This is a genomic window from Streptomyces sp. NPDC044064, from assembly GCF_056434245.1.
Genome location: NZ_JBWKFN010000021.1, coordinates 121909 through 137205 on the forward strand (window position 1 = coordinate 121909; position 15297 = coordinate 137205).

The window sequence follows — 15297 nt, forward strand, 5'->3', positions numbered from 1 at the left end:
GGGAGGTCTCTTTATATCGGGCGAACGAGGTTCTGCCGGGCTTCTCAGGGAGCACTCAGGAAGCTCTCATGGTTGCGGGACATCCTCTTGTCATGACCGAGAGCCAGGGCGCATACAGCCCGCAGCAGCACAGCTACTCCGCTCCCGTGAACCCCGAATGGCCGCCCCCGCCGCCGTACGAGCCCCCGACGGCCACGATGCCGGCTCCCGAGCCCGGCGCCGTACCGAGGCGCAAGCGCACCCGAGGCCCGATGGGGCTGCTCGCGGCGGTGGCCATCGTCGCCGCCGCGGTCGGCGGCGGCACGGCCTACGCCTTCCAGGAGCTGACCGGCAAGGACACGGTCGCCTCCACCGGTACGACCACCACGGTGGTCCCCTCCAGCAAGAAGGGCGACGTCGCCGCGATCGCCGCAGCGGTCAGCCCGAGCGTGGTCGAGATCCGGGCGACGCTCGGCAGCGGCTCGTCCACCGGCTCCGGCGTGGTCATCACCGGTGACGGCGAGATCGTCACCAACAACCACGTCGTCTCCGGCGCCACCTCCGTCAAGGTGCGCACCAGCGACGGCAAGAGCTACACCGCCGAGATCGTCGGCACCGACAGCTCCAAGGACCTCGCGCTGATCAAGCTGAAGGGCGCCTCCGGTCTGAAGGCCGCCTCGCTCGGCGACTCCTCCGGCGTCCAGGTCGGCGACTCGGTCGTGGCGATCGGCTCCCCCGAGGGCCTGACCGGCACCGTCACCAGCGGCATCGTCTCCGCGCTCGCCCGTGACGTGACCGTCTCCACGGACGAGAACCAGGGCCAGAACCAGGGCGGCGACGGACAGTGGCCGTTCCAGTTCGGCGGCCGCCAGTTCAACGGCGACACCGGCTCGTCCACGACCACCTACAAGGCGATCCAGACGGACGCCTCGCTGAACCCCGGCAACTCCGGTGGCGCGCTGATCGACGCGAGCGGCCACATCATCGGCATCAACTCCGCGATGTACTCGTCGAGTTCGCAGTCCTCGTCGTCCTCCGACGCGGGCAGCATCGGCCTGGGCTTCGCGATCCCCGTCAACACCGTCAAGTCCGACCTGGCCAAGCTGCGGGCGGGCTCCACCAGCTGAGCCCCCGCGGGGCACGAGGGAGTACGTCATGATCAAGCAGGTTTCCCACCAGGCCGCCGGCACCGGTCCGGCCGACCTCGTCCTGGCCCTCTCGGTCGCGCACGCACTGCACACGCCGGCCCCGCGGGCCCCAGAGGTGCCGCCCGTCCCCCAGCTGATGGGCCTGCGCACCTCCGCCGACCGCCCGCACCGCCACAAGGTGCCGCTGCGCCGCCTCTCCGCGATCAGCGAGCTGAGCACACTGGGCGTCTGAGCCCGGCGCACCTGCCCGGCGGCCCCGACTCGTGCGAGGCTGAGAGACACCCGTCCACGACCCACCGCACCCCGAGGAACGCGAGCGATGAGCCCCGCCGAAGGCGACCGTGACCCCCAGCGCATCCTGATCGTCGACGACGAGCCCGCCGTCCGCGAGGCACTCCAGCGCAGCCTCGCGTTCGAGGGGTACGACACGCAGGTCGCCGTCGACGGCGCGGACGCGCTGGACAAGGCCCAGGCCTACCGGCCCGACCTGGTCGTCCTGGACATCCAGATGCCCCGCATGGACGGCCTGACCGCCGCCCGCCGCATCCGGGGCGCCGGCGACACGACCCCGATCCTCATGCTCACGGCCCGCGACACGGTCGGCGACCGGGTGACGGGCCTGGACGCCGGGGCCGACGACTACCTGGTCAAGCCCTTCGAGCTGGACGAACTCTTCGCCCGCATCCGCGCCCTGCTGCGCCGCAGCACCTACGCGTCGGCCGTGTCCGCCGAGGCCCAAGAGGACGAGGCGCTGACCTTCGCCGACCTACGCATGGACCTCGCGACGCGCGAGGTCACCCGGGGTGGCCGCCAGGTCGAACTGACCCGCACGGAGTTCACCCTGCTGGAGATGTTCATGGCCCACCCGCGCCAGGTCCTCACCCGCGAGCAGATCCTCAAGGCGGTGTGGGGCTTCGACTTCGAGCCGTCGTCCAACTCCCTGGACGTCTATGTCATGTACCTGCGCCGCAAGACGGAGGCCGGCGGCGAGCTGCGGCTCGTGCACACGGTCCGGGGCGTGGGGTACGTCCTTCGTCAGGGCGGCGCGGAGTGAACAAGCTCGTCCGCAGGTACCGGGCCCTGCCGATCCGGGCGCGACTGGCGATGCTGGTGGCGTCGGCGGTGGCGTTCGCGGTGGCCGCGGTCTCGGTCACGTGCTGGTTCATCGTGGAGCGCAAGCTCTACGACCAGGTCGACAACGACCTGCAGAAGGCCTCCTCGCCGCAGCGGTGGGGGGACGCGATGTCCACTCTGGAGTCGTGCCCGCAGAAGCCGAGCGGGTCCGACCTCGGCGGCTTCCACATCCACAGCAGCTACTACCAGCTCATGAAGCGGGACGGCACCGCCTGTGTGTTCGCGAACTCCGCGGGCCGGGTGCGGACCACCGCCTCCGACATCGCCGTCATCGCCGACGCGGCCGCCCGCGACGGCGTACTGCACATGAAGTTCCTCACGCGCAACGGCACCGACTCCGAGGGCAACGCCGTACGCGTGCTGACCCAGCCCCTGACCGTCACCGACGGTCTGGGCACTCCGCCCAAGCCGTACCCGGACACGGCTCTCCAGGTCGCGATACCGCTGAAGAACACCCAGAACACGCTCAACGACCTCGCGCTGATCCTCCTCGTCGTCTCCGGTATCGGAGTGGTCGGGGCCGGTGCGGCGGGCCTCGCGGTGGCCCGTGCGGGACTGCGGCCGGTCGACAAGCTCACGGAGGCCGTCGAACACGTCGCACGGACCGAGGACCTGAGTGTCCGCATCCCCGTGGAGGACGACAGCGAGGACGAGGTCGCCCGGCTCTCCCGCTCCTTCAACTCGATGACCACCGCCCTGGCCGGCTCACGCGACCTGCAGCAGCAGCTCATCGCGGACGCCGGCCATGAACTGCGCACCCCCCTCACCTCCCTGCGCACCAACATCGAACTGCTCACCCGCAGCGAGGAGACGGGCCGCCCGATCCCCCCGGAGGACCGCAAGGCGCTCCTCGCCTCGGTGAAGGCGCAGATGACGGAGCTGGCCGCCCTGATCGGCGACCTGCAGGAGCTGTCCCGCTCGGAGGGCCAGCGCGGCGAACGCGTCCAGGTCATCGCCTTCCAGGACACCGTCGAGGCCGCCCTGCACCGGGCCCGGCTGCGCGGACCGGAGCTGACGATCACGGCGGACCTGAAGCCCTGGTTCGTACGCGCGGAGCCCTCCGCCCTGGAGCGGGCGATCGTCAACGTCCTCGACAACGCGGTGAAGTTCAGCCCCGACGGCGGCGCGATCGACGTCCAGCTGACCGACGGCGTCCTGACCGTACGCGACCACGGCCCCGGCATCCCCGCCGACGAACTGCCGCACGTCTTCGACCGCTTCTGGCGCTCCCCCAGCGCGCGGGCCCTGCCGGGCTCGGGCCTCGGCCTGTCCATCGTGGCCCGCACGGTCCAGCAGGCAGGCGGCGAGGTCACCCTCGCCCGGGCGGACGGCGGCGGCACGGTGGCGACGGTACGGCTGCCGGGCGCGCCCACGGCTCCGCCGGAATCCGCCGACCGGTAGGACCTACGACCTCTTCGGTGCCGGCACCCGGCCGAAGGCCGCCGCCACCGCCCTGCCCGCCTGCCGCCTCCTGGCCGAAGGCGGGGCCGCAAGGGTCCGTAGGGTATGGCCCATGCCGGAAGACTCCCCACTGATTCGCAGCCTGCGTACGGCAGTTGCCGCCACACCCGCCGACGTACCCCTGCGGCTGCACCTCGCCGAGCTGCTGCTGAACGACGGCCGGCCGGACGCCGCCGTCGCCGAGGTGGCGTTCGCGTTGCAGCACGCGCCGGGGGACGAGCAGGCGCGGCAGCTCATGGCCCGCGCCATGGGTGTACCGCAGCAGCAGGCCCCGCCCGCCGCACCTGCCTCGGCCGACCGGGCCGCAGCTGCCCCCGGGGCCCGGAACGGGTTCGACTGGCAGGCCGCCGAGCAGCAGGTCGGGGATGCCGTACCGCCCCGCTTCACCGAGGCACCGGCCCGGGCCGACGGCGACGACGACCCCGGGGAGGCCGAGGCGTGGGACGTCGAGCGGCCCGGCGGGGTGCGGCTCGCCGACGTCGGCGGGATGCAGGAGGTCAAGGACCGCCTGGAGGCCGCCTTCCTCGCACCGCTGCGCAACCCCGAGCTGCGCAGGCTGTACGGCAAGAGCCTGCGCGGCGGACTGCTGCTGTACGGTCCGCCCGGCTGTGGGAAGACGTTCATCGCGCGGGCGGTCGCCGGTGAACTCGGCGCCGGTTTCCTGTCCGTGTCGGTCAACGACGTGCTCGACATGTGGATGGGCAACTCCGAGCGCAACATGCACGAGATCTTCCAGACCGCCCGCCGGCAGGCCCCCTGCGTGGTCTTCCTGGACGAGCTGGACGCGCTCGGCGCCAAGCGCAGCCGTACCGCGCACAGCGGCATGCGCAACACCGTCAACCAGCTGCTCACCGAGCTGGACGGCATCGACTCCGCCGCCAACGAGGGCGTGTTCGTACTCGCGGCCACCAACGTCCCCTGGGACGTGGACAACGCGCTGCGCCGCCCCGGCCGGCTCGACCGCACCCTGCTCGTGCTGCCGCCGGACGCCCCGGCCCGCGAGGCGATCCTCCGCTACCACCTGCGCGAACGCCCCATCGAGAACATCGACCTGGCCAAGCTGGCCAAGGTCACCGACGGCCTGTCCGGCGCCGACCTCGCTCATCTCTGCGAGGCGGCCGCCGAGCGTGCGCTGCTCGACTCGGCCCGCACCGGCACCGTCCGCCTGATCGGCATGAAGGATCTGCTCGGTGCGGCCAAGGAGATCAGCCCGTCGGCCGAGCCGTGGTTCACCTCCGCCCGGAACGTGGCCATGTTCGCCAACGAGGGCGGCATGTATGACGACCTGATCGCCTATCTGAAGAAGAGGCGCAAGCTGTGACCGCCGTGCACCCCGCCCTGGAGCGGGCCGACATGCTCTTCGAACTGGAGCGGTACGACGAGGCCAAGGAGCTGCTCGGACAGCGGCTCGCCGAGGACCCGGAGGACGTCCGGGCCTGGGTGAGGCTCGCACGGTGCCATCTCGCCCTGGAGAACGAGGCCGGCCAGGCGCTGGAGGCGACCGAACGCGCGCTCGCGCTCGACCCCGAGGACATCGCGGCGCTCATCCAGCACGCCCGCGTCCTGCAGGCGGTGGGCGGCCGCTTCCCGGAGACCGAGGGCGTTCTGCGCGAGGTCATCCGGCTCGCGCCCGAGTACTGGTACGGGTACGCGATGCTCGCCAACTGGCTGTTCCGCATCAGGATCATCCAGTTCGGGCAGGCCAACGGCGGGGAGGTCACCCGCGAGGCCATGGACCGCTTCCTCCAGGAGTCGGCCGAACTGGCCCGGCAGGCCATCCGCCTGGGGCCCGAGGAGGTGTTTCCCTACGAGGTGGCGTGGCTGATCGCCGACATGGGCGGCGACCGGACCGTCGCCGACGAGATGGACCGGGCCATCCTCCGGCTCGACCCGAACCACCGGCAGGCGCTGGCCCGGCAGACCAGGAAGGCCGCCGCCGCACCCGGCGTCAAGGCCGCCGAGGCCGCCACGCTCTACGCCGACGCCCTCGCCGCCGCCCCGGACTCGGCGCCCATGCAACAGGGCCTGGACGACGCCTCGTACCGGCTGCTGCGCGGAGTGCGCTGGCTCGCCGTGCTGTGCGTCGGCCTCGCCGCCGCCGGACTCGACCTCTTCGCCACCGACGGCCACACACAGCGCGCCCTGCCGCTCCCCCCGGGCCAGCGCATGTGGGACCTCGTCCCCATGGCCGCCGTCTGGGCCGTGGGTGCCCTGCTGCGCTACCGCCGGCTGCGCATGGGAGTCCGCTACAACCTCCGCTCCCTGATCAACCGCCGCCGCTGGCCCCGCATCGTCCTGGGCCAGGCCGCCTGGGCGATGTTCTGTGCCCTGCTTCTCACGCAGATCCCATGGACGGACCGGGCCGTGCCGCAGATCATCTTCTGGGCGGGGCTGGTGCCGACGGCGGCCACGATCTGGTTCGACCGGCGGAAGCGGACCTGAGGCGGCACACGGAGGCGGGCAGGGCGTGGACACGTACGGCGGCGGGATCGAACGCGAGTACCGCAAGCGCAGGAAGACACCGCGCTCCTTCGTCCTCGGCATGGGGCTGCTCGGCCTGAACGGCGTCATCCAGCTGTGGCGGCAGCACAGCACGCCCTCATGGGTTCCGGTGTCACTCGCCGCGTTGTACGTCGTGCTGTTCGTCAAGATGGGGCTGTACTTGCTGCGCGGCCGCACCCTCGTCGGGGCCCGGGGGATCACCGCACGACGGGCGGTGACCGAACGCGGCCGGGCCTGGCACGAGATCTACGACATCCGGGCCGAGCCGGTTCCGAAGGCCCCCGCGTCCGCCCGCAAGTGGCTCACGTACCTGTACGACACCGAAGGCCGCCGGTTCGTGCTGCCGCATCTGGACGACTGGCAACTGGACGACGTGCCCGCCGAGGTCGCCGCGCTGCGCGAGGCCGCCGCCCTGCACCGCGGCGCCGGCTGGGAGCGGCGGCCGCAGGTGGAGGCGCTGATCCGACGGCGGACCGGGCACCGCAAGGCGTGGGAGCGGGCGTCCGTCGGCGGGGTCGTCGCCGTGGGCTGCGGCTTCCTGCTGTGGGTGGCGTTCCTGTTCACCACGGACCACCCGCCCACGCTCCTGCTGTTCCTGTGGCTTCCGCTGGGCACGTTCGCGGTGCTCGCCGCACTGCTGAACTGGCGCTGGGAGTCCCAGGTCCCCAAGACGCTGCAACATCCCTGAGCGGTGGCCGCCTACCGGCGTAGGACCATCGTCCGCTCCGGTGCCGGTGTCGCGGCCGCCTCCGGCAGCGGTGACGCCAGGCGCGCGTAGGCGCCGCCCCGGGCGAGCAGTTCCCCGTGTGTACCCGCCTCCACCAGGCGGCCGTGGTCGACGACCAGGATGCGGTCGGCGTCCGGGGCGAGGCTCAGGTCGTGCGTGATCATGATGGTCGTGCGGCCGGCCATCAGGCGGCGCAGGGGCTGTACGACCTGACGGGCGGCCACCGCGTCCAGTCCCGCCGTGGGCTCGTCCAGGACCAGGACCGGGGCGGCGCGCAGCATCGCGCGGGCGATGGCGATGCGCTGGAGCTGACCGCCGGAGAGGGCTGCCGTGCCCGGGGCGATGTGTGTGTCGTAGCCCTCGGGCAGGGCGGCGACGAAGTCGTGGGCCGCCGCGTCCCGGGCCGCCTGCTCGATCTCGGTGCCGGTGGCGCCGGGGCGGCCGCAGCCGATGTTCTCGCGGATGGTGCCGTTGAGGATCAGCGTCTGCTGCGGCAGCAGGGCGACCTGCTCGCGCAGGAAGTGCAGCGGTACGTCGGTGAGGGGGACGCCGTCCAGAGTGATCACGCCGGCCGAGGGGTCGTAGAAGCGGGTGAGGAGCTTGGCGAGGGTGGACTTTCCGGCGCCGCTCGCGCCGGTGACCAGGACCAGCTCGCCCGGACCGGCGGTGAGGCTCACGTCCCGCAGACAGGCGCGGCGGGACTCCGGGTAGCGGAAGGACACCCCGTGGAAGCCGACCCACCCGCGCACCGGCCACGCGGCCACGGGTTCGGCGGGGTCGGTGACGGCGGGCTCGGCCTCCAGGATCTCCCCGATGCGCTGCGCGCCGGCGGTGGCCGCGGTGACGGTGAGCCCGAGCTGTCCGAGGCTGCGGACCGGCGGGTACAGGTAGCCGAGAAAGGCGGCGAAGGCGAGCAGTTGACCGAGGCTCATCCGCCCGGCGGAGATCTCCCACACCCCGAGCCCGATCACGGCGAGCACGCACACCGTCTCGACGACCTCGACGAACTGCTCGTACATCTCGCTCAGCCGCGCCCCGCGCACACTGGCCCGCATCCAGGAGCGGGCCTCGCGGTCGAGCCGCCGCTCCTCGTCCCGCTGCCGGTTGTAGGCCTGGGTGAGCACGATGTTGCCCAGTGACTCCTCCACCACCGAGGTGATCGCGCCGTCCGCGGCCCGCCCGTCCCTGGACGCCTGCTGGATACGGCCGGAGAAGCGGCGGGCGGCGAGCAGGAACAGGGGCGCGAGGACGAAGGCGGCGAGCGCCAGGTCCCAGCGCAGCCAGAAGGCGGCGCACGCGTAGAAAACGGCGGAGAAGGCGGCGGAGACGGCCCCCACGACACCCGACACCACCAACTGCTCGATGGATTCGACGTCCCCGGTGAGCCGTTCGACCAGATCCCCCTGCCGGTGCTTCTGGAAGAAATGCGGGGGCAGGTCCTGTACATGCCGGAAGACGGCCGCCCGCAGCCGGAGTACGAATCTCTCGGCGGTCCAGGTGGCGAGGGAGTTGCCGAGGTAGCCCACCAGCGCGGCGAGTGCGGCCACCCCGAGCCAGGCACCGGCCGGCCCCCAGAAGGCGGCCACTGAACCGGACTTCAGGGCGTGGTCGGTCAACTCGGCGAACAGCAGGACCGCCGAGGTCTCCGCGACCGCGGCGACCACCACGCACGCCACGATCGCCACCAGCCACCTGCGGTCCCCGCGGGTCAGCGGCCAGAACCGGCGGAAGGCCTCGCGGGCTTCCCTCACCATCGACAACTCCTCCTCCACAGCTGTGGACATGGCCGAGGCGGGGGCACCGGTGCGTCCACGCGCCACCGGGCGGCCCCGCCTCGCGGCGTGCTGTCTCAGCCCTTGCCACCGACCGGCCGGCGCTTCGGCGCGGGCTCCGGCTTCTTCGGGGCCGGCTTCTTCGGGGCGGGGGCGGGCTTGTGGTGCTTCTTCACGGGAGCGATCCTGTGGAAAGACATTGGCTTTTCCTTTCGGTGCCGTTCGGTTTCGACACGGAAAACATTACGGGTCCCGAAAGCAGGAAAATGCCAATTCCGATGAGACCTCAATGAAATAGCCCTGAGAGAAATTCTCAGGGCTATTTCGGAACCGCGGTGCCATTCACACAGATTTTACTGCACGACGGTGATCCGGTCCGCGGCCGGAGGCGCGAGGGGCGAGCCGGCCGACGAGTGCGCCGTCAGGTACTTCTCCAGCGCGGCCAGGTCGTCCCCGCCCACCAGGTCACCGGTGCCCTGACCGAGGGTCGGGAAGCCGTCGCCGCCGCCCGCCAGGAAGCTGTTGGTGGCGACGCGGTAGGTGGCCGCCGGGTCGACCGGCGCGCCGTTCAGCCGGATGGAGCCGGTGACCACGCGGTCGGCGCCGGTCTTCGTCATGTCCAGCGTGTACGTCAGACCCGCCGAAGGCTGCAGGATCTTCGGGGCCGCCGCGTTCGCCCCGCTCACCTGCTCCTTGAGCACCTGGATCAGCTGGGCGCCGGTGAAGTCCTGGAGGTTCACGGTGTTGGCGAAGGGCTGGACGGTGAAGCCCTCGGCGTAGGTGACGACCCCGTCGCCCTCGGCGCCCTTGGCCTGGTAGGTCAGACCCGCCCGCACGCCGCCCGGGTTCATCAGGGCGAGGCTGGTCCTCGGGTCCAGCTCCCGGCCGTGGGCGAGCTGCGCGTCGGCGATCAGGTCGCCCATCGGGGACTCGGTGCCGGTGTTGTTGACGTCGGCCGAGATGTAGCCGATGGCGCGGTTGCCGATGGGTGCCGCCAGGGTGTTCCAGCGGGAGATCAGGTCCGTCATGTCCGGGGCCTTCGGGACGTCCCGGGTGACCACGTGGTTCGCGGACTTCACGGCGGTACGCGCGATGTCGCCGGTGAAGCGGTCGTACGTCAGCGTGGTGTCGGTGTACAGGCGGCCGAAGGAGGCCGCCGAGGTGACCATGCGGGGCTTGCCCGACGGGTCGGGGACCGTGCAGACGTAGGCCTGGTGGGTGTGGCCGGTGACCAGGGCGTCGACCGCCGGGGTCACGTTCTTCGCGATGTCGACGATCGGGCCCGAGATGCCGGAACCCGCACCCGCGGAGTCACAGTTGTAGTTGTACGCGCCCGAGGCCGGGAAGCCGCCCTCGTGGATCAGGGCCACGATCGACTGGACGCCCTGGCGCTGCAGCACCTTGGCGTACTTGTTGATCGTCTCGACCTCGTCCTTGAAGGCGAGCCCCTTGACGCCGTCGGCGGAGACGATGCCCGGGGTGCCCTCGAGCGTGACGCCGATGAAGCCGATCCGTACGTCCTTCTTCTTCCAGACCCAGTACGGCTTCAGGATCGGCTTGCCGGTCTTCTCGTCCTGGACGTTCGCGGCCAGGTACGGGAAGTCCGCGCCCTCGAACTCCTCGTCGTTGTAGCAGCCGTCCGTGGGGTGGCAGCCGCCGTTCTGCAGGCGGGCCAGTTCCCGTGCGCCCTCGTCGAACTCGTGGTTGCCGACCGAGGTGACGTCCAGGTCCAGCTTGTTGAGCGCCTCGACGGTGGGCTCGTCGTGGAAGAGACCGGACAGCAGCGGGGAGGCACCGACCATGTCGCCGCCGGCCGCGGTGATGGAGTACGGGTGCCCCTGGCGGGCCTTGCGCAGGTGCGTGGCGAGGTACTCGACGCCCCCCGCGTCGACCGTCTTCGTCGTACCGTCCGGCTGGAGTTCGGTGACCCGGCCGGAGGAGCCCGACGGGGGTTCGAGGTTGCCGTGCAGGTCGTTGAAGGACAGGAGCTGAACGTCCTGGTAGCGGCTCGGCAGCGGGTGATGTCCCCTGCCCCCGTGGGCCTGCGCGGGAAGCGCGGCGGCCAGGGCGGCGGCCGTGGCGAGAGCCGCGGTCGCGCCGAGGAAGGCGTAGGTACGACGTCCGGTGCGCCGGGGCGCGGCTGGCATGGGACCCCCCTGTGGGTCGGCTGTGGCGAGTGGCCGTTCCGGCGCAGCCTAGGGTCAACGCGCGTAGCGCGACAGGGGGTTCGTGGTTACGTCCTGGTTTCCCTTTGGTGATTCCTTTACGTGCTTCGCTGTCGGCACTTCGGCCCGCCCGCCCCGTACCCTCGTACGCATGAGCAGCGACGACGCCGTACGGCCCTCCCCCTCCCGCTCCATCGAGACCTTCTCCGCACTCGACCCGGACCGGGCCGAGGCCGTGCTCGGGCTGCTCTCCGAGGCCGCCCGTGTCGACGGGCAGCAGCCCGTGTCCGAGCAGGGGCGGTTGCAGCTGCGCGGGGGCGCCCGCCCCGGAGTGTCGCATCTGCTGCTGACCGTCGGGGACGAACTCGTCGGCTACGCCCAGCTGGAGGACACCGACCCGGTCGAGGCGCCGGCCGCCGAACTGGTCGTCCACCCCGCGCATCGCGGGCACGGGCACGGGCGGGCGCTGGGCTCGGCCCTGCTCGCCGCCTCGGGCAAGCGGCTGCGGGTATGGGCGCACGGCGGGCACTCCGCCGCCCGGCACCTCGCCCAGGTGCTCGGACTGACCCTCTTCCGTGAACTGCGGCAGATGCGGCGGTCGTTGACCGATCTGGAACTGCCCGATCCGGTGCTGCCGCCGGGCGTGAGCGTGCGCGCCTTCGAGTCCGGCAAGGACGACGCGGCCTGGCTCGCCGTCAACGCGGCCGCCTTCGCGCACCACCCGGAGCAGGGCTCGCTGACCCAGCGCGACCTGAACGACCGCAAGGCCGAACCGTGGTTCGACCCGGCCGGGTTCTTCCTCGCCGAGCGGGCCGGGGAGCTGGTCGGCTTCCACTGGACCAAGGTGCACGCCGAGGAGGGGCTCGGCGAGGTGTACGTGCTCGGGGTTCGCCCGGGCGAGCAGGGCGGCGGCCTCGGCAAGGCCCTGACCACGATCGGCCTGCGCCATCTGGCCGCCCAGGGACTGCCGACGGCGATGCTGTACGTCGACGCGGACAACAAGGCCGCGGTGTCGGTGTACGAGCGGCTGGGGTTCGGCACGCACGAGACCGACCTGATGTACCGCGCAGAAACGTGACATAACCCCGCACTAGGGGCGGCCGTCTTGACGGCCGCCCCTCTCTTGCACCACCCTTTCACTACTCAATTAGTGAAAGGGTGGTTCAGCGCGTGGTCGAATTCCGCATCGACCGGCACAGCGGTGTCGCCACCTACGTCCAGATCGTCCAGCAGACCAAACAGGCCCTCCGCCTGGGCCTGCTGCAGCCCGGCGACCGGCTGCCGACGGCCCGCGAGGTCGTCGAGGCCACCGCCATCAACCCCAACACCGTCCTCAAGGCCTACCGCGAGCTGGAGCGGGAGGGTCTGGTCGAGGCTCGGCGCGGGCTCGGCACCTTCGTCCGACGGTCCCTGGGCGCCGCCCCCGCCGACTCCCCCCTGCGGGCGGAGCTGGAGGGGTGGGCGGCGCGGGCCGTCGAGGCGGGGCTGGACCGGGACGACGTGGCGGCCCTCTTCACCGCCGTACTCGACACGCACTTCCAGGGAGAACGTTCATGAGCGACACGGCTCTCGAGGCCACCGGCCTCGGCAAGCGCTTCGGGCGCAGGGGAGGCTGGGCGCTGCGCGAGTTCGCGTTCCGGCTGCCCGCCGGGCGGGTGTGTGCCCTCGTCGGACCCAACGGCGCCGGCAAGTCGACCCTGCTCGCCCTCGCCGCCGGACTGCTCCCGCCCACCGAGGGCCGGCTCACGGTACTGGGCAGCACGCCCGCCGGGGCCCGCGCCCGGGTCGGCTTCGTCGCCCAGGACAAGCCGCTGTACCCGCAGCTCACCGTCGCCGAGACGCTGCGAATGGGCGCCGATCTCAACCCCGAGCGCTGGGACGCGGCCACCGCCGAGCAGATCGTGGCCGGCGGCGACCTGAACCCGAGGTCCCGCATACGGTCCCTGTCCGGCGGACAGCGCACCCGCGTCGCCCTCGCCCTCGCGCTCGGCAAGCGGCCCGAACTGCTGCTGCTGGACGAGCCGATGGCCGATCTCGACCCGCTGGCCCGGCACGAGCTGATGGGCACCCTGATGGCCGAGGCCGCGCAGTACGGCACCACCATTGTCATGTCCTCGCACGTGGTGGCCGAGCTGGAGGACTCCTGCGACCACCTGCTGCTGGTCGGCGGCGGCCGCATCCGCCTCGCCGGCGAGATCGACGACCTGCTCGCCACCCACCTGAGGGTCAGCGGGGCCGCCGAGTCCACCGATCTGAGCAGGCACACCGTGGTCGAGTCCCGGGTCACCGGCCGCCAGCTGACCGCGCTGGTCCGCCCGGCCGGACCGCTCCCCGGCGACCTGCGCACCTCGACGCCCTCACTGGAGGAACTGGTCCTCGCCCACCTGCGCAACCCCGAGGCGCCCGCGCTCGGTGCCGCACCGGCCGTCACCCGGGAGAGTGCCGCGTGACCGCCGCGACGACACCGGCGGCCGTCCGGCGCCCGCACCTCGCCCGCTGGGTCCTGCGCCTGCACCGGCCGGAGCTGCTCGTCTGGGCAGGCCTGGCCGTCCTCGGCGCCGCCCTGCTGCTGTGGCTCGGGGGACCGCTCACCGACGCGGCGGCGGACGGCTGGCGGCAGTACAAGGCCTGCCACTGGTCCGAGAAGTGCGCCTACGACCAGGACGCGATCCTGCGCTACAAGGACACCTACAACTACCTCACGTTCTCCCTCGCCGCGCTGCCGCTCCTGGTCGCGGCCTGGGCGGGCGCCGCCCTCACCGGCCGCGAGCTGGAGTCCGGCACCGCACGGCTGGCCTGGGCCCAGGGCGTCACCCCGGCCCGCTGGCTGGCGACCAGGCTGGCGCTGCCGGCCGCCGCGGTCACCGCGGGGACGGGCCTGCTGGCGTTCCTGCACGACCGGGCGTGGGTGGCCGCTCGCGGCCGCGTCGACACGGTCAAGAGCCAGTGGGACGTGTGGACCTTCCAGACCAACGGCCCCACCATCGTCGTCCTGGCGCTGGCCGCCCTGGCCGTGGGCGCCCTGGCGGGCCTTGCCCTGCGCCGCGCCCTGCCCGCGCTGGCCACCTCCGTCGTCGCCGTCGCGGGCCTGTGGGGGCTCGCCCAGTGGGTCATGCCGCACCTGTGGCCGACCGTCACCCGCGTGACGGGCTTCGGGCACGGCTTCGGCGACTCCTCCGCCGGCCTGGGCGTCGACCAGGGCCTGGTCACGCGCACCGGCGGCCACATCCCCGAGCCCCGCTGCTACACGGGCACGTGGGAGGGCTGCCGGAGGCTCTTCGAGAAGCGGGGTGGCGTCGGCTTCTACTACACCTACCACCCCGACACGCACTACTGGCCGCTCCAGCTGACCACCAGCGCCCTGGTCCTGGCCCTTGCCGGAGTGTTCACGGTGGCCGCGTTCCTCGTGCTCCGCCGCCTCACCGGCGCACTCCGGCTCGCCACGGAGGCCGCCGCATGAGCGCCGCCGTCCAGGGCCTGCCCCGCACCGTGCTGCGGCTGCACCGCACCGCCCTGCTGGCCTGGGCCGCCGTCGTCGCCGGCCTGATCGGCTGGCTGGTGTACCTCGACGAGGTCACCGCGCCCGCCACCCGCAGGGCCGAGCGGGCCTGCGCCCACGCGGACGTGTGCATCGACGCCTTCGACAGCTTCGACTACGGCAACACGCTCGGCTGGATCGGCACCCTCATCTGCTACACCTTCCTCGCCGTCGCCGCCTTCGCGGGCGGCGCGCTCGTCGGCCGCGAACTGGAGTCCGGTACGGCACGGCTGGCCTGGACGCAGGGCGTCACCCCGGTGCGCTGGCTGACCGCCAAGCTGGCCCTGTCGGCCGCGGCCGTCGCCGCCGGAGGACTCGCCCTGGTCCTCGTCTTCCGCTGGGGCTGGTCGGCCAACGAGGACCTGATCCCCCTCACCCAGTGGTACCAGAGCGACATCATCGTGGCCCGCGGCCCGCTCACGGTGGCGTACGGCCTGTGCGCCCTCGCCGTCGGCGCGCTCGCCGCGCTGCTGCTGCGCCGCACCCTGGCCTCGCTCGGCGGCGCGTTCGCCGCGATGTGGCTGCTCAACTTCCTGCTCACCCGCTACCGCGCCGACCTGTGGCCCGCTGTCACCCTCACCTCACGCGGCGAGCCGGACCTGGCCGACAACGTCTGGCGCGTGCACTGGGGACGGAACGCCGACGGCTATTTCGCCGTCTACCACCCCGCGTCCCACTTCTGGGCGATCCAGTGGGTGGAGACCGGCATCGTCCTGACCGCGGCGGCACTGACCACCGCCGCCGCGTACGCGGTGCTGCGCCGCCGGGCGGCCTGACACCGGGGCGAACCGGGGCTCCGTACGCCCCTTCGGTCCCGTACGTCCCTTCCACGGGGGGAGTGACGTACGGGACCGTCGTTCTCGCCGGCACG

General features: G+C 72.2%; 15 protein-coding genes. 12 read left to right on the forward strand and 3 right to left on the reverse strand.

Going from position 1 to position 15297, the window contains the following annotated elements; all coding sequences use genetic code 11:
• Positions 1-92 precede the first annotated feature (92 nt).
• The 7 genes from AC07DS_RS30455 to AC07DS_RS30485 all read left to right on the forward strand — a co-directional run bounded on the left by AC07DS_RS30455 (position 93) and on the right by AC07DS_RS30485 (position 6912).
• Positions 93-1106 carry a S1C family serine protease gene (locus AC07DS_RS30455; protein ID WP_479150421.1) on the forward strand — a complete coding sequence of 338 codons (1014 nt, stop codon included), beginning with the start codon at positions 93-95 and terminating at the stop codon, positions 1104-1106.
• Between the two features lie 28 nt (positions 1107-1134).
• On the forward strand, positions 1135-1359 hold the full coding sequence (locus AC07DS_RS30460; protein WP_479150422.1) for a hypothetical protein: 225 nt from the start codon (positions 1135-1137) through the stop codon (positions 1357-1359).
• 87 nt (positions 1360-1446) lie between these two features.
• The gene (locus AC07DS_RS30465; RefSeq protein ID WP_479150424.1) at positions 1447-2181 is read left to right on the forward strand and encodes a response regulator transcription factor; all 735 of its coding nucleotides are present in this window, start codon (positions 1447-1449) and stop codon (positions 2179-2181) included.
• Positions 2178-3662 carry a sensor histidine kinase gene (locus AC07DS_RS30470; protein ID WP_479150426.1) on the forward strand — a complete coding sequence of 495 codons (1485 nt, stop codon included), beginning with the start codon at positions 2178-2180 and terminating at the stop codon, positions 3660-3662. Before AC07DS_RS30465 ends, AC07DS_RS30470 begins: the two co-directional genes overlap by 4 nt.
• A 112-nt stretch (positions 3663-3774) precedes the next feature.
• On the forward strand, positions 3775-5043 hold the full coding sequence (locus AC07DS_RS30475; protein WP_479150428.1) for an ATP-binding protein: 1269 nt from the start codon (positions 3775-3777) through the stop codon (positions 5041-5043).
• Positions 5040-6164: a tetratricopeptide repeat protein gene (locus AC07DS_RS30480; protein WP_479150430.1), complete on the forward strand. Its 1125-nt coding sequence runs from the start codon at positions 5040-5042 to the stop codon at positions 6162-6164. The genes AC07DS_RS30475 and AC07DS_RS30480 overlap by 4 nt, the downstream gene beginning before the upstream one ends.
• 25 nt (positions 6165-6189) lie before the next feature.
• Positions 6190-6912, forward strand: a complete 723-nt coding sequence (locus AC07DS_RS30485) for a hypothetical protein (protein WP_479150432.1) — start codon at positions 6190-6192, stop codon at positions 6910-6912.
• A gap of 11 nt (positions 6913-6923) precedes the next feature.
• Here the strand turns inward: AC07DS_RS30485 and AC07DS_RS30490 are convergent, their stop codons facing one another.
• The 3 genes from AC07DS_RS30490 to AC07DS_RS30500 form a co-directional block, all read right to left on the reverse strand.
• Positions 6924-8705, reverse strand: a complete 1782-nt coding sequence (locus AC07DS_RS30490; RefSeq protein ID WP_479150433.1) for an ABC transporter ATP-binding protein — start codon at positions 8703-8705, stop codon at positions 6924-6926.
• Positions 8706-8800: 95 nt separating this feature from the next.
• Positions 8801-8923 carry a hypothetical protein gene (locus tag AC07DS_RS30495; RefSeq protein ID WP_479150434.1) on the reverse strand — a complete coding sequence of 41 codons (123 nt, stop codon included), beginning with the start codon at positions 8921-8923 and terminating at the stop codon, positions 8801-8803.
• A 153-nt stretch (positions 8924-9076) separates the two neighbouring features.
• Complete coding sequence (locus AC07DS_RS30500) at positions 9077-10870, reverse strand: bifunctional metallophosphatase/5'-nucleotidase (RefSeq protein WP_479150436.1); 1794 nt, start codon at positions 10868-10870, stop codon at positions 9077-9079.
• A gap of 169 nt (positions 10871-11039) precedes the next feature.
• On the opposite strand from AC07DS_RS30500, the gene mshD reads away from it, so the two are divergent.
• The 5 genes from mshD to AC07DS_RS30525 all read left to right on the forward strand — a co-directional run bounded on the left by mshD (position 11040) and on the right by AC07DS_RS30525 (position 15202).
• On the forward strand, positions 11040-11966 hold the full coding sequence (gene mshD, locus AC07DS_RS30505; protein WP_479150438.1) for a mycothiol synthase: 927 nt from the start codon (positions 11040-11042) through the stop codon (positions 11964-11966).
• A 92-nt stretch (positions 11967-12058) separates the two neighbouring features.
• Positions 12059-12445, forward strand: coding sequence for a GntR family transcriptional regulator (locus tag AC07DS_RS30510; RefSeq protein WP_145875831.1), 387 nt, complete (start codon positions 12059-12061; stop codon positions 12443-12445).
• Positions 12442-13338, forward strand: coding sequence for an ABC transporter ATP-binding protein (locus AC07DS_RS30515; RefSeq protein WP_479150442.1), 897 nt, complete (start codon positions 12442-12444; stop codon positions 13336-13338). The genes AC07DS_RS30510 and AC07DS_RS30515 overlap by 4 nt, the downstream gene beginning before the upstream one ends.
• Entirely contained in the window at positions 13335-14348 is a 1014-nt protein-coding gene (locus tag AC07DS_RS30520) for an ABC transporter permease (protein ID WP_479150444.1), read from the forward strand. Before AC07DS_RS30515 ends, AC07DS_RS30520 begins: the two co-directional genes overlap by 4 nt.
• Positions 14345-15202, forward strand: a complete 858-nt coding sequence (locus AC07DS_RS30525; protein ID WP_479150446.1) for a hypothetical protein — start codon at positions 14345-14347, stop codon at positions 15200-15202. The genes AC07DS_RS30520 and AC07DS_RS30525 overlap by 4 nt, the downstream gene beginning before the upstream one ends.
• Positions 15203-15297: the final 95 nt, after the last annotated feature.

What these genes read in the sequence shown, in the direction of transcription:
- AC07DS_RS30475 (WP_479150428.1), top strand. Translation starts at nt 3,775, where the DNA reads ATGCCGGAAGACTCCCCACTGATTCGCAGCCTGCGTACGGCAGTTGCC.
- mshD (WP_479150438.1), top strand. Translation starts at nt 11,040, where the DNA reads ATGAGCAGCGACGACGCCGTACGGCCCTCCCCCTCCCGCTCCATCGAG.
- AC07DS_RS30465 (WP_479150424.1), top strand. Translation starts at nt 1,447, where the DNA reads ATGAGCCCCGCCGAAGGCGACCGTGACCCCCAGCGCATCCTGATCGTC.
- AC07DS_RS30495 (WP_479150434.1), bottom strand. Translation starts at nt 8,923, where the DNA reads ATGTCTTTCCACAGGATCGCTCCCGTGAAGAAGCACCACAAGCCCGCC.
- AC07DS_RS30525 (WP_479150446.1), top strand. Translation starts at nt 14,345, where the DNA reads ATGAGCGCCGCCGTCCAGGGCCTGCCCCGCACCGTGCTGCGGCTGCAC.
- AC07DS_RS30455 (WP_479150421.1), top strand. Translation starts at nt 93, where the DNA reads ATGACCGAGAGCCAGGGCGCATACAGCCCGCAGCAGCACAGCTACTCC.
- AC07DS_RS30490 (WP_479150433.1), bottom strand. Translation starts at nt 8,705, where the DNA reads ATGGTGAGGGAAGCCCGCGAGGCCTTCCGCCGGTTCTGGCCGCTGACC.
- AC07DS_RS30515 (WP_479150442.1), top strand. Translation starts at nt 12,442, where the DNA reads ATGAGCGACACGGCTCTCGAGGCCACCGGCCTCGGCAAGCGCTTCGGG.
- AC07DS_RS30500 (WP_479150436.1), bottom strand. Translation starts at nt 10,870, where the DNA reads ATGCCAGCCGCGCCCCGGCGCACCGGACGTCGTACCTACGCCTTCCTC.
- AC07DS_RS30460 (WP_479150422.1), top strand. Translation starts at nt 1,135, where the DNA reads ATGATCAAGCAGGTTTCCCACCAGGCCGCCGGCACCGGTCCGGCCGAC.